Origin of the sequence: Asticcacaulis sp. SL142, from assembly GCF_026625745.1 — a bacterium.
Taxonomy (GTDB): Bacteria; Pseudomonadota; Alphaproteobacteria; order Caulobacterales; family Caulobacteraceae; genus Asticcacaulis.
This window is the reverse complement of record NZ_CP113061.1, coordinates 524,188-536,492: the sequence shown is the minus strand read 5'-3', so window position 1 is coordinate 536,492 and position 12,305 is coordinate 524,188. Positions and strand designations below refer to the sequence as shown.

General features: G+C 54.1%; 14 protein-coding genes and 1 pseudogene. 5 read left to right on the top strand and 10 right to left on the bottom strand.

Translation table 11 applies throughout. The features are described 5' to 3' along the window. Positions 1 to 35: 35 nt before the first annotated feature. The 7 genes and pseudogenes from ribB to hemA form a co-directional block, all read right to left on the bottom strand. Positions 36 to 1,181 (bottom strand): 3,4-dihydroxy-2-butanone-4-phosphate synthase, encoded by a 1,146-nt coding sequence (gene ribB / locus OVA03_RS02410; RefSeq protein WP_267526621.1) that lies wholly within the window; start codon positions 1,179 to 1,181, stop codon positions 36 to 38. Between the two features lie 28 nt (positions 1,182 to 1,209). Further along, positions 1,210 to 1,800, bottom strand: coding sequence for a riboflavin synthase (locus tag OVA03_RS02405; RefSeq protein ID WP_267526620.1), 591 nt, complete (start codon positions 1,798 to 1,800; stop codon positions 1,210 to 1,212). A gap of 11 nt (positions 1,801 to 1,811) precedes the next feature. Beyond that, positions 1,812 to 2,462 carry a bifunctional diaminohydroxyphosphoribosylaminopyrimidine deaminase/5-amino-6-(5-phosphoribosylamino)uracil reductase RibD gene (ribD, locus tag OVA03_RS02400; protein ID WP_267526619.1) on the bottom strand — a complete coding sequence of 217 codons (651 nt, stop codon included), beginning with the start codon at positions 2,460 to 2,462 and terminating at the stop codon, positions 1,812 to 1,814. Positions 2,463 to 2,569: 107 nt separating this feature from the next. Further along, positions 2,570 to 3,034, bottom strand: a pseudogene (gene nrdR, locus OVA03_RS02395) (transcriptional regulator NrdR); the annotation flags it as partial. Positions 3,035 to 3,043: 9 nt separating this feature from the next. Further along, a complete protein-coding gene (glyA, locus tag OVA03_RS02390; RefSeq protein ID WP_324291021.1) occupies positions 3,044 to 4,348 on the bottom strand; it encodes a serine hydroxymethyltransferase in 1,305 nt (434 codons plus the stop codon). A gap of 134 nt (positions 4,349 to 4,482) precedes the next feature. Then, complete coding sequence (locus OVA03_RS02385; protein ID WP_267526618.1) at positions 4,483 to 4,686, bottom strand: DUF6898 family protein; 204 nt, start codon at positions 4,684 to 4,686, stop codon at positions 4,483 to 4,485. A gap of 61 nt (positions 4,687 to 4,747) precedes the next feature. After that, positions 4,748 to 5,971, bottom strand: coding sequence for a 5-aminolevulinate synthase (gene hemA / locus OVA03_RS02380; RefSeq protein ID WP_267526617.1), 1,224 nt, complete (start codon positions 5,969 to 5,971; stop codon positions 4,748 to 4,750). 218 nt (positions 5,972 to 6,189) lie between these two features. Between hemA and OVA03_RS02375 the strand changes: the two genes are divergently transcribed. The 3 genes from OVA03_RS02375 (at position 6,190) to hemB (ending at position 8,440) form a co-directional block, all read left to right on the top strand. Beyond that, positions 6,190 to 6,723: a DUF1697 domain-containing protein gene (locus OVA03_RS02375; RefSeq protein ID WP_267526616.1), complete on the top strand. Its 534-nt coding sequence runs from the start codon at positions 6,190 to 6,192 to the stop codon at positions 6,721 to 6,723. 86 nt (positions 6,724 to 6,809) lie between these two features. Continuing rightward, positions 6,810 to 7,415, top strand: coding sequence for a hypothetical protein (locus OVA03_RS02370; RefSeq protein ID WP_267526615.1), 606 nt, complete (start codon positions 6,810 to 6,812; stop codon positions 7,413 to 7,415). Between the two features lie 23 nt (positions 7,416 to 7,438). Then, on the top strand, positions 7,439 to 8,440 hold the full coding sequence (gene hemB / locus OVA03_RS02365) for a porphobilinogen synthase (RefSeq protein ID WP_267526614.1): 1,002 nt from the start codon (positions 7,439 to 7,441) through the stop codon (positions 8,438 to 8,440). Positions 8,441 to 8,463: 23 nt separating this feature from the next. Here hemB and OVA03_RS02360 read toward each other — a convergent pair whose 3' ends face one another. Together OVA03_RS02360 and OVA03_RS02355 are read right to left on the bottom strand one after the other, a co-directional pair. Beyond that, the gene (locus OVA03_RS02360; protein ID WP_267526613.1) at positions 8,464 to 9,333 is read right to left on the bottom strand and encodes an NAD(P)-dependent oxidoreductase; all 870 of its coding nucleotides are present in this window, start codon (positions 9,331 to 9,333) and stop codon (positions 8,464 to 8,466) included. Positions 9,334 to 9,342: 9 nt separating this feature from the next. Continuing rightward, on the bottom strand, positions 9,343 to 9,816 hold the full coding sequence (locus tag OVA03_RS02355; RefSeq protein ID WP_324291020.1) for a flavin reductase family protein: 474 nt from the start codon (positions 9,814 to 9,816) through the stop codon (positions 9,343 to 9,345). Positions 9,817 to 9,971: 155 nt separating this feature from the next. On the opposite strand from OVA03_RS02355, the gene OVA03_RS02350 reads away from it, so the two are divergent. Next, on the top strand, positions 9,972 to 10,871 hold the full coding sequence (locus tag OVA03_RS02350; RefSeq protein ID WP_267526612.1) for a flagellar motor protein MotB: 900 nt from the start codon (positions 9,972 to 9,974) through the stop codon (positions 10,869 to 10,871). Positions 10,872 to 10,931: 60 nt separating this feature from the next. Next, positions 10,932 to 11,651 carry an arginyltransferase gene (locus OVA03_RS02345; RefSeq protein WP_267526611.1) on the top strand — a complete coding sequence of 240 codons (720 nt, stop codon included), beginning with the start codon at positions 10,932 to 10,934 and terminating at the stop codon, positions 11,649 to 11,651. Here OVA03_RS02345 and OVA03_RS02340 read toward each other — a convergent pair. Continuing rightward, the gene (locus OVA03_RS02340) at positions 11,648 to 12,289 is read right to left on the bottom strand and encodes an exopolysaccharide biosynthesis protein (RefSeq protein ID WP_267526610.1); all 642 of its coding nucleotides are present in this window, start codon (positions 12,287 to 12,289) and stop codon (positions 11,648 to 11,650) included. The genes OVA03_RS02345 and OVA03_RS02340 overlap by 4 nt on opposite strands. Positions 12,290 to 12,305 lie beyond the last annotated feature (16 nt).

Here is a 12,305-nt window from a genome sequence, read left to right as displayed (position 1 = left end):
CTCAAACTAAATTTCAAAGGCGAGCGATTAGAAAATCAAGCCAGATTTTGCCAGTCAACGATTGACAAGCCGTAACCTTCCAGAGCTGCCGGTTTGGGTTTTGACGATGACAAGGCAATCATATCACGAACGCCAAGATCCAAAAGAATTTGCGCACCCACGCCGTAATCACGCAGGCCACGCGCACCGAGCCCTACCGGGTCCTCAGAGGCAAACCGTGATGACAGAACCTTGGGGTCCGGATCGCGCAGCATGACCATCACAGACGGGCCATCAAACTCGGACAACGCCTTAATGGCCGCTTCGATCAGGTTTGCCCGGGAGGCACCACCGATCCCACCCAATACGTCTGAGGCGACATCAAGCTGATGCATACGCACCAAGGTGGCCTGATGTGGCACCGGCTGGTGCTTAACCAAGGCGATATGTTCGGACTGATCAATCCGATTGCGATAGACAAACAGGCGGAAATTACCGCCCCACTGGCTCTGGAATGGCTTTTCGAGCACACGCTCAACGAAACGCTCAGTGCGGCGACGATAAGCGATCAGATCGGCGATCGTACCGATTTTCAGGCCATGAAGCTGGGCGAATGTCACCAGATCCGGCAAGCGCGCCATCGTGCCGTCATCGTTCATGACCTCACAGATGACACCAGCCGGGTTAAGTCCGGCCATGCGTGAAATATCGACCGCTGCTTCGGTATGACCCGCGCGCACCAGAACGCCGCCATCACGCGCCACCAGTGGGAATACGTGGCCGGGGCTGACGATATCATGGGAATCCTTGGTCGGATCGACAGCCACCGCGATGGTGCGGGCGCGATCATGGGCCGAAATGCCGGTTGTGACCCCCTCCTTGGCCTCGATAGCCACGGTAAAGGCTGTGCCGTTGCGCGCGCCATTATCATGGGCCATCGGCGGCAGGCGTAATTGTCTGGCCCGCTCAGGCGTAATGGCGAGGCAAATAAGACCGCGCGCGTGCCGAGCCATGAAGTTGACCATATCAGGGGTGGCCATCTGGGCCGGTATGATCACATCGCCTTCGTTTTCACGATCTTCGGCATCGACTAGAATATAGGGCCTGCCGTTACGCGCATCCTCAAGGATATCCTCGATCGGCGAGATGGGGCTTTCGTGATCTATATTCGTCAGATCCGTTTGCGCACTGTGCAGGGTCATAATTTCAAAGTCCTTCTACGCAAAACCGTTACACAGTCTCACGCCATCTGGCGGCATAACGCGCCATGAGATCAATCTCAAGGTTTAGTTTACCCCCCTCACCGATTTGCGACAATGTCGTGTAGGTCCAGGTATGGGGAATGATATTGACGCCAAAGACATCATCTTCGACTTCGTTGACCGTCAGCGATATTCCGTCCAGTGCGATTGAGCCTTTCGGCGCAATATAACGATGCAGGGGGCGTGGCACACGAATTTTCAGGCGATAGCTGTCGCCATCTGATTTGACGCTAACTAACTCCCCCACGCCGTCGACATGACCGGCGACAATGTGGCCGCCCAGTTCATCACCGACCTTAAGTGCCCGCTCAAGATTGATTTTTTGCCCCAGTTCCCATTGGCTCAAAGTCGTCAGGGATAGGGTTTCATTCGACACATCAACTGTAAAACGGTCATCCGTTTTACTCACCACGGTCAGGCAACATCCGGAATGCGAAATCGACGCCCCCAGATCAACACCGCCTAGATCATAGGCCGTTCTGATTTCAAAGCGGGCACCACCATCATGGCGATCCACGCCGACGACTTCGCCCATATCGGTGATAATACCCGTAAACATAAACTCTTGCCTTAGCTTAACTCGTAACTTTCCCAGAGATCATCGCCAACGGCCTGAACCCCAAGACGATTAAACCGGATCATGCCATTGATATCATCAATGTTGAGAAAACCGATAACTGACCGCGCGTCCCCGCCTAAGATGGTAGCGGAGCGAAACCATTCAAGGCGGTCAACCAGTCCCGCCTTAATGAAAGCGGTGGCAATCAATCCGCCACCTTCGATAAACAGCCGCTCAATACCCGCGCGGGATAGAGCCTCCATAGCCTGAAGAATATCGACGCGCTGATGAAAAGAGGCGACCTTAACAGCCTTTACGCCAGCCGCCTGAATTTCAGGATTTAGGTCGTGGGTCGTCACCACCCACGTCGGGATCACGCGCGCCGTCTGAACCAGTTTGGAATGTAGCGGGATGCGGCCTTTGGAATCAAACACGATGCGCGTCGGCTGAAAACCTTCATAGCCTTGCAGGCGCACCGTCAATTCCGGATCATCCTTGATAACGGTTTCTATGCCCACAAGCACAGCGTCATGCCCTGCCCTCAGTTCATGGACACACCGGCGCGCCTCTTCACCCGTAATCCAGCGGCTTTGGCCAGATGCCGTCGCAATGCGGCCATCCAGAGTCGTCGCCAGCTTAAGTGTGATAAAGGGGCGATCCATCAGGCATCATCAGTTGGCGACAGGTCCTGCTCACCCAGACCCCGCTTAATTTCAACCGGGTCTTTCAGGGTCGGATTTCCCGCCGGGCTTACGGTCGGCACACTAACTTCAAAACCATCGTGATCAAGCCCCTCGTCGCCCAAGAATCTTGCAAAATCAGAGGTTTCCTTGAAGTCGCGATAGACCGACGCGTAGCGTACATAGGCCACGACATCGAGCGACCTCAGGGCTTTCATGACCAGTTCACCGACCACTTCAGAGCCGATATCGGTTTCACCCATGCTTTCAAGCTGGCGCACAATGCCGGATACCATGCGATCCAGCCGCTCCTGATCCACAGGTCGCTTGCGAAGCGCGAGTGAAATTGAGCGTTCCAGCTTAGCCCGGTCAAACGGTGTGCGCCGACCAGAACGCTTAACAATCATCAGGTCGCGCAGTTGCACCCGCTCAAAGGTCGTAAAGCGACCGCCACATTCATTACATGACCGGCGGCGGCGGATGGCTGCCCCATCCTCACTGGGACGGGAATCTTTGACCTGGGTTTCGGGATTACCGCAGAAGGGGCAGCGCATGACTAGCCTTTATTCATAAATAGGAAAGCGAGCCGTCAGGGCCTTAACTTTTTCGAGCACGACCGACTGAACTGCCGGATCGGGCTGGCCATCATTGGCGGCCATACCGTCAACGACATCGGCAATCAGGTGACCGATTTCACGGAACTCAGCCTCACGGAAACCGCGGGTGGTGCCGGCAGGCGTCCCGAGGCGCACGCCCGAGGTGATGGTGAACGGTTGCGGATCGAACGGGATGCCGTTCTTGTTGCAGGTAATGCCTGCGGCTTCGAGTGCGGCCTCGGTCGCCTTACCCGTCTGGCCTTTGGGGCGCAGATCGACCGACATGACATGGCTGTCGGTGCCGCCGGACACAATGGCCAGACCACGTTCAACCAGAACTTCGGCCAACACACGGGCATTGGCGACGACCTGGGCGGCATAGGCTTTAAATTCCGGCTGCAGCGCCTCACCGAAGGCGACCGCCTTACCGGCAATAACGTGCATCAGAGGCCCGCCTTGCAGGCCGGGGAACACCGCCGAATTGATCTTTTTGCCCAGAGCTTCGTCATTGGACAAAATCATGCCGCCGCGCGGGCCGCGCAGGGTTTTGTGCGTCGTCGTCGTGACCACATGGGCGTGCGGCAAAGGATCAGGATACTGGCCACCCGCCACCAAACCGGCATAATGCGCCATATCTACAAATAGATAAGCACCAATGCTGTCGGCGATCTCACGGAAACGCTTAAAGTCGATATGACGGCTATAGTTTGAAGCCCCGGCAATGATCAGCTTGGGCTTATGTTCCTTGGCCAGCGCTTCGACCTGATCCATATCAATCAGGTGATCATCCTCACGCACACCGTAAGGGATTACCTTAAACCACTTACCCGACTGGTTGGCCGGAGAGCCGTGAGTCAGGTGTCCACCGCAAGCCAGATCCATACCCATATAGGTGTCACCCGGTTGAAGCAGGGTAAAGAACACCGCCTGATTAGCATTGGCACCCGAATGGGGCTGCACATTGGCATAGGCACAGTTGAACAACTTCTTGGCACGCTCAATGGCCAGCTTTTCAACCTCATCGACATACTCACAGCCGCCATAATATCTGCGACCGGGGTAGCCTTCGGCATATTTGTTGGTCAGAACCGACCCTTGCGCCTCTAGTACCGCCTTTGAGACGATGTTTTCCGACGCAATCAGTTCAATCTCATGCTGCTGACGGTGAAGCTCACCCTTGATCGCCTCAAGAACCGCCGTATCCGACTGTTCGAGCGAATGGTTGAAGTATCCTTGCGGGATAAACGATGCGGCCTGGGCGGGAGCGTTCACGGGCATGATCCTGTCATCTGAAGCCGCCGTATGTCAGTTGTGCGACATACGGCCTGAAACCAAGCGTGTGTTAAACCTTAAACTTGGTGATTCCAAGACAAAAAACCACCTATGTGGCGTTGCAGCACAAAGCTTTAAATGAATTTTCCGGGCTTGGCGGGCGGGGCTTGGCGAAGGGCGGCCAGTTTGTTCTGCAATTTCGTAATCGCCAGACTTTTGACCGCCGCTGGATTACTGGCAGGCCCCATGGCGCTAACTTCCTCACCCGTCGCCGGATCGACAGCCGTGACCTTGAGATAGGCGCCGTTGCGATGATATTCTAGCAGCACTTCGGGCATGGGCGAACTCTGATTCAGCGTAGACCGTTACTTAAAAGCGAATTAGGCCCAGATTCAAGCCCTACGCCACGGCCGGCATACGTGCCACATTGCAGTGGCTCCACAGCTTATCCATAGCCGATACCAGTTCATCCATCATTTTATCGTCGTGATCCGGAGACGGCGTAAAGCGCAGACGCTCCGTACCCTTAGGCACGGTCGGGTAATTGATCGGCTGCACATAGATTGAGAAATCATTGAGCAGCATATCCGAAATCATCTTACAGTGATGGGCATGGCCGACAAGAACCGGTACAATATGACTGACTGACGGCAGAACCGGAATCCCGGCTTCACGGAAACGGCGCATCAGAGTTTGTGCGCGCTCCTGATGCGCTTCGCGGCGCTCATTGTGTTCTTTGAGCCAGCGTACCGAAGCCGTGGCTCCGGCCATGACCGCGGGCGGCAAAGAGGTCGTGAAAATAAAGCCCGACGCCCACAGACGGATAGCATCCACCATAGCTGCAGACCCGGCGATATAGCCTCCCATCATGCCAAAGGCCTTACCCAGAGTACCTTCGATGATATCGATCTGATCCATGATCCCGTCGCGCTCGGCCACACCGGCACCGCGCTGACCATAAAGACCGACCGCATGAACTTCATCGATATAGGTTAGCGCGCCATATTTTTGGGCCAGAGCGACCGTGCCGTGGATATCGGCAATATCGCCGTCCATTGAATAGACCGACTCAAAGGCGATGAGTTTCGGCGCATTGACAGGTGCCGCTTTCAGCAGCGCTTCCAGATGCTCAAGATCATTGTGACGGAAGACATGCCGCTCACCGCCGCCGTTACGAATACCGGCGATCATCGACGCATGATTAAGCGCGTCGGAAAAGATGATCAGACCCGGCAAAATTTTATAAAGGGTCGTCAGCGTGGCTTCGTTCGCGACATAGCCGGACGTAAACACCAACGCCGCCTGCTTTTGATGCAGATCAGCCAACTCGGCTTCCAGCGCATTGTGATACCAGGTCGTGCCGGAAATATTACGTGTCCCGCCCGAACCAGACCCCGCTTCATCTATGGCTTTATGCATGGCCTCAAGCACAACCGGGTTTTGGCCCATGCCAAGATAATCGTTGGAACACCAAACCGTTACGTCCTGATGCGTGCCATCAGGACGCTCCCAGGTCGCGCGCGGAAACTGACCATTATGACGCTTGAGGTTAGCGAACACGCGGTAGCGACCTTCCGAACGGACGGTTTCGACAGCGGCCTCAAAAGCGGCATTATAGTCCATTATATCAATCTCCGGCGCTGCACACAGCGCTTACGCCTTGTATTTGTGGCGCGCATATAAGGGTATAATCCGCGCCTGACCAGCCCCAGAACTAAGCATGGGGCTGAAACATTTCTCTTTGACCATAATATTAGGTTAAATTCCACGATTTATGTAGGGCTAAATGCCGCACCCCTTAAAATAAACCCCTCATTTTATTGAACTTGAGAACCATTATCATGCAGACCTTCGTCATTCTTTTTCGAGGCATTAATGTCGGTGGCCACAAAAAAATACCAATGAAAACGCTAAAAACAGCCCTCGAATCTCTTGGCTATACAGACGTCGAAACCTACATTCAAAGCGGCAACGTGGTTCTCAAAAGCCCCGACAGCCTCTCTAAAATTGAAACAGATGTTGCGGATGTGGTTAAAGACACTTTCGGGTTTGAATGCGGCATTCACGTTTTAAATCGTGATGATTTCAGCGCGATCATAGCCGCCAATCCGTTTAAAAAGGCTACGCAGATACCGAAATCACTCCACGTTTATTACCTCAAAAGCCCCTCCATTAACCCTGATCACGAAGTTTTGGGTGAGCTAAAAAAAGAAGACGAAGCCTATGTGCTTACGGATTTGGCCCTTTATTTACACACACCATCGGGCTTGGGCACGTCAAAACTTGCTGAAAAGATTGAGAAAGCCCTGAGAGTCACAGCGACCGCGCGCAATTGGAACACCGTTATGGCCCTATCACGATTAAGCTTAAAATAAGGGTGCGATGCATCACGGTTTGCATTTTCATCAATTATTTGCCATGATGCCCGCTTATTCCTGCGTGTCGTGGAAGGAAATCAAGAATGATAACCGATCACCATCGTCCAGAAGCCTCAGGCATTTTGACGCATCTCGGTATTCAGTCCACGTTGGGGGGCCGCATCAGCGCGTCGCCAAAGGCGACATCTGCGGCCGATGAACGCAACCTGGCATTTCTGGTGTATGGGCTATTATTTGTAAGCCCGTTTTCGCTTGGCCTTACCGCGCTTATCGCCGCCGTTATCGCCTATATGCGAAAATCGCAGATCAAGAATTATATTACCAGCCATTACGCCTATCAAATTCGCAACTTCTGGGTCGTGTTCGTCCTTTGGTCCATGGCCACCTTCATCGCTCTGATTTGCACGGTGTTTCTGACCTTCACCATCATCCAAATTTTCATGACCCAATATGATGTAACGGACTGGCGAACCTTAGATATAAATCTCAACGACCTTGATACCTCCAAAATTCCCGTTGTTTCCATTATTACCGCCGCTTCCGGCTTTATTGTTTCCGCCTTTTTTACCCTGATTGCGACCCTGTGGATTTTGACCACCTCGACGGTCGGTTTTCTTCGCCTCATCAAGCACAAATGTATTGGCAAGGACATTTTTCAGGCCTATGCCGACTGCAAAACCGGCAACTGATCTTCCAATTTTGAGTTTTTAGAATGACCTTCGTTCCTGTTACGGGAGCCTACCCGTTTGCACGTCCCCGTCGCCTACGTCAAAATGGCTGGATCAGGGACCTGGTTCAGGAACACACGCTCTTAGCCTCCGATCTTATCTGGCCCATATTCGTTCACGACCGCGACATCGCCCGCGATCCAATTGGCTCACTTAAGGGCATTGATCGCCTGAGCCTTGATGAGGCCGTACGTGAAGCCAAGGCCGCCCGCGATCTTGGCATAAAAGCGCTGGCGCTATTTCCTCACATTGATGAACGCAAGCGCTTCAGCGACGGACGCGCCGCCCTTGACCCACAAGGCATAATTCCACTGGTCTGCCGCGCCATTAAGTCCGCCGTTCCCGATATCGGGCTGATTGTCGATGTCGCCCTTGATCCCTATACCGACCACGGTCACGACGGTCTTCTGATCAACGATAAGATCGACAATGATGCGACGATTGAAGCTCTGATTGAGCAAACCGTCGTCCAATATGAAGCCGGTGCTGATATTGTTGCCCCCTCAGACATGATGGATGGCCGCATCGGCGCGATCCGTCAGGCTCTGGAGACCCGCGGGCATAAGGACGCGCTGATCATGTCCTATGCCGCCAAATATGCCTCAGCATTTTACGGCCCTTATCGTGACGCCATCGGCGTCAAAGCCTTGAAAGGCGATAAGAAAACCTATCAGATGAATTCCGCCAATACTGATGAAGCCCTGCGGGAAGTCGCGCTCGATATCCAGGAAGGTGCTGACATGGTCATGGTCAAGCCGGGCCTGCCCTACCTCGATATCGTCTGGCGTGTGGCCGATACATTTAAGGTGCCAACCTTCGCCTATCAGGTGTCCGGCGAATATGCGATGATCAAGGCTGCATCCGATCAGGGCTTACTCGATCACGACCGCGCCGTGCTGGAAAGCCTGACGGCCTTCAAGCGCGCCGGTGCGTCAGGTGTTCTGACTTACTTTGCCAAGGAAGTGGCTGAGAAACTAAACAGGTAAAGGTCTTGGGGCCAACCCGGAAATCAAAGCTTTTTGCGACGATCTTCTAACCGCGCATGAAGCGATGAGGTGTCCCAGCGCTTGCCACCCATGGCTTGCACTTCCGAATAGAACTGATCAACCAGAGCGGCGACCGACAGATGTGCGCCATTTGAGCGCGCCTCATCCAGCGCAATACCTAAATCCTTGCGCATCCAATCGACCGCAAACCCGAAATCATACTTATCCGTCGCCATGGTCGCCCAGCGGTTTTCCATCTGCCAAGACCCCGCCGCCCCCTTGGAAATCGTGTCAAACACCAACGCCGGATCAAGACCGGCCGATTTGGTAAAATGAAGCGCTTCGGCCACCCCTTGCACCGCACCGGCAATAGCGATTTGGTTGGCCATCTTGGCCAATTGTCCAGACCCCGCCTCGCCAATATGGGTAACACTTTTGGCATAGGGCGCGAAAACAATCTGTGCGCGTTCTACGGCGTTAGCACTACCGCCCACCATAATTGATAACTGGCCATTGACGGCCCCCGCCTGACCGCCAGAGACAGGGGCATCAACAAATTCTATGCCTTTTGATGCACATACATCAAAAAGTTCCCGCGCCAGTTTAGCCGACGTCGTCGTATGATCGATGATCAGGCTGCCCGATGGCATGACTTCTTCCGCGCGCATTACCAAGCCGCGCACATCAGTGTCATTACCGACACACAAAACCAGAATGTCCGCAGTGCTGACCGCACGCTCAAAGTCCGCATCAACCGGCGCACCGTGCGTTTCAGCCCAAATCTGCGCCTTATCATTGCTGCGATTATAGCCCGTGACCGATAGTCCGGCTTTGAGCAAATGACCGGCCATGGGAGCGCCCATGACACCCAGACCTGCGAATACTATTTTCATAAGGCTACCTTAACCGAACATATGGGTTTGACCGTAACGGCCACGAAAAAACGTCAACCCCTCACCCGCCCCGTAGTCATAGGCTTCAACCTTGCCCACAATGAGCAGGTGGTCACCGACAACTCGCGTTTCATGCGTTACGCACGATAGCCAGCCAATGACCTTCTTGAGGCGCAAAGGGTGATCCAGCGTCAACAGGCCCTCATGATCCCCGATAACCGCATCGCCGCGCGCAAACCGGTCAGACAAAGGACTTTGTTCACTGCTGAGGATATTGATGTCAAATGCGTCCGCCTTAGCGAAGATATCATACCGCTCACAGCGATTATCCAGACACCAAAGCACCAGCGGCGGGTCAAGGGATACCGACGTAAACGAATTGGCCGTTAGTCCAATAATATGCCCATTAGCCTGAGCCGTAATAACGCACACCCCGGTGGCAAATGCCCCAAGCACATGGCGCAACGGCGGTTTTTGAGTCACGGGAATCTCCGGTTCACGGTTTAAATCATGTATACCCTCTATGGACTGAGACGGGGCATAAGGTCAAACCAAAGCTTGAAGGCCACGCCCCTCAACTACCTGTTAACTATAACAGCGTTAAACATCATGAAACCCTTTGCCTGCAAGGATTCTTCATGGCCAGCCGCGACGCCCCCGTCGTCATCAAAAAAGTCAAAAAAGTGGTCGGTGGTGGCCACCATGGCGGCGCGTGGAAAGTCGCCTATGCTGACTTCGTGACCGCGATGATGGCTTTCTTTTTGTTGATGTGGCTGATAAATACCACCAGCCCCGAACAAAAGCGCGGCGTTGCCGACTATTTCGCACCCGCCAGCGTGTCTTCGTCATCCAGTGGCTCCGGCGGGATTCTGGGTGGAACGGCCGTCGGCGACGAAGGTGCGCAAAGTGCCGGCGCCATGGCATTTATTGAGCAACTGGCCCCCGAAGCGCCCAATATGCAGGACCGTGACGGCCAGTCGACCACCTCCGGAGACCTGTCAAAATCCAGTGAGGACGAACTGCGCGAAGAACTTCTAAAGCGCGAGGAAGAATCATTCCGAAGTGCCGCCGAATCCTTGCGTCAGGCCTTACAGGACATGCCTGAACTGGCGGAACTATCTAAAAACATTCTGATCGACCAAACTCCTGAAGGCCTGCGCGTCCAATTGATTGATCAGGAAGGCCGATCCATGTTTGATGCCGGTTCCGCACGTCCCAATGAGCGGGCACGAACCCTGTTGCGGGCTATAGCCAAGATTATCAATCAATTGCCGAACCGCATTTCAATCACCGGACATACCTCAGCCAGCACGGCAGGCGGTGCCGAAAAAGACTGGGCGCTGTCGGCGCAACGTGCAGATGCGTCGCGATCGATTTTGCAAGGCGCGGGTGTTGATCAGGATCGAATCGCTCAGGTTTCCGGCAAGGCCGCTAAGGAGCCGCTGTATCCGGATGATCCCACCCTTGCCGGAAATCGCCGCATCGCTATAATTTTGCTGCGTGAAGCGCCTGTTTTGCCAGATAACCCTTCACTTTAAGGCGTTTTTGGGGTCTGATAGGGTTCCAGATATTTTAATTCAGGCCGTCAGTAACGCGCTATGAGCGAGCATTTTCCGGGACGAAAACTCAGGTATTATCTGACCATACCCGGTCCCTGCCCCTATTTGCCTAATCTGGAAGAGCGTAAGGTGTTTGTGCACCTGCCGCCTCTGGAAGCCATAAGCGTCAACGACCAGCTATCGGCCATAGGGTTCCGGCGCTCTCAGAACATCGCCTACCGTCCCGCCTGCCATAACTGTAATGCCTGCCAATCGGTGCGCATCCCGGTGAATGAATATGTTCTGTCCAAAAGTGACCGGCGGATTTTTAAGCGCAACAGCGACCTTACGAAATCCTTTGTCGAAGCCGAAGCCAGCCGGGAACAATACGAATTACTGCAACGCTATCTCCGGTCGCGTCACCCGGACGGCGGTATGATGGACATGACCTGGCCTGACCTTGTGGCCATGATCGAAGACACGCTGGTGCGCACACACATCATTGAATATAGGCTTGATGGTCGCCTGATTGGTTGTGTTCTGGTCGATGCGCTCAATGACGGATTGTCACTGGTCTACAGCTTTTATGATCCGGATCTGATGAGCCGGTCTCTGGGCCGATATGTTATCCTTGACCACATCGCTCAGGCTCAAAAAGTTGGCTATCCGTATGTCTATCTGGGCTATTGGGTGAAGGGCAGCCCCAAGATGGACTACAAGTCCCGCTACCGCCCCCTCGAAGGCCTAACCGATGGCGGCTGGCAGCGCATCAGGCCTTAAGAAATCAGGGATGACAAGCCTTGCCCAGCACTCAGGGCGGCATAGGCCAGAACGCCAAAGTAGACCAGAGTAGCTATCACAAAGCTGTAGCCCGCAACCACCAAAGCGCCGTCACGCTGAACCATGCCTATCGACATCAATAAAATGGCGACGCCAGGCAGGGTGTTGGAGAAGGGAATGAAGCCCAAAGGCAGCATCAGCAGCAGTGCCGAAAACATCAGCACGGCCCCGTTGAACCTGTTGATGACAGCGCCTGTTGAAAACATCAGAAGGCGCGGCTGCACATAGGGATCAATGCGGGAGACAATCTTCACGCCTCTTTCCAGCACCGGAACCAGCTTGTCCGCCTCAAGTTCGCGGTCAAGAATCTGGCTGGGTAGCCAAGGCAAACGATTGAGCGTAATCGCCAGACTGATCAGCAATATGGCCACCCCAAACACTGTGCTGACACCGGGAATTGATACGGGCAACAGAAACGGCAGGGTCAGAAGCGCGCACAACAGCAGGAAACCTTGCTCCCCGATACGCCCGATAAGATCGCGTAGGGTGACCGACTTACCGTCGATCAGGGTAATCGTATGTGTCAGCATATCGCTGATTTTTTCAGACGTGTCGTTGATACTGGCTAAGTCGCGCATAAAGTACCCCATATTG

Coding starts and splice junctions, on each gene's coding strand:
- hemA (WP_267526617.1), bottom strand. CDS start 5,971: ATGGACTATAATGCCGCTTTTGAGGCCGCTGTCGAAACCGTCCGTTCG.
- ribB (WP_267526621.1), bottom strand. CDS start 1,181: ATGACCCTGCACAGTGCGCAAACGGATCTGACGAATATAGATCACGAA.
- OVA03_RS02385 (WP_267526618.1), bottom strand. CDS start 4,686: ATGCCCGAAGTGCTGCTAGAATATCATCGCAACGGCGCCTATCTCAAG.
- OVA03_RS02345 (WP_267526611.1), top strand. CDS start 10,932: ATGAGCGAGCATTTTCCGGGACGAAAACTCAGGTATTATCTGACCATA.
- OVA03_RS02350 (WP_267526612.1), top strand. CDS start 9,972: ATGGCCAGCCGCGACGCCCCCGTCGTCATCAAAAAAGTCAAAAAAGTG.
- OVA03_RS02360 (WP_267526613.1), bottom strand. CDS start 9,333: ATGAAAATAGTATTCGCAGGTCTGGGTGTCATGGGCGCTCCCATGGCC.
- hemB (WP_267526614.1), top strand. CDS start 7,439: ATGACCTTCGTTCCTGTTACGGGAGCCTACCCGTTTGCACGTCCCCGT.
- ribD (WP_267526619.1), bottom strand. CDS start 2,462: ATGGATCGCCCCTTTATCACACTTAAGCTGGCGACGACTCTGGATGGC.
- OVA03_RS02405 (WP_267526620.1), bottom strand. CDS start 1,800: ATGTTTACGGGTATTATCACCGATATGGGCGAAGTCGTCGGCGTGGAT.
- OVA03_RS02340 (WP_267526610.1), bottom strand. CDS start 12,289: ATGCGCGACTTAGCCAGTATCAACGACACGTCTGAAAAAATCAGCGAT.
- OVA03_RS02375 (WP_267526616.1), top strand. CDS start 6,190: ATGCAGACCTTCGTCATTCTTTTTCGAGGCATTAATGTCGGTGGCCAC.
- OVA03_RS02370 (WP_267526615.1), top strand. CDS start 6,810: ATGATAACCGATCACCATCGTCCAGAAGCCTCAGGCATTTTGACGCAT.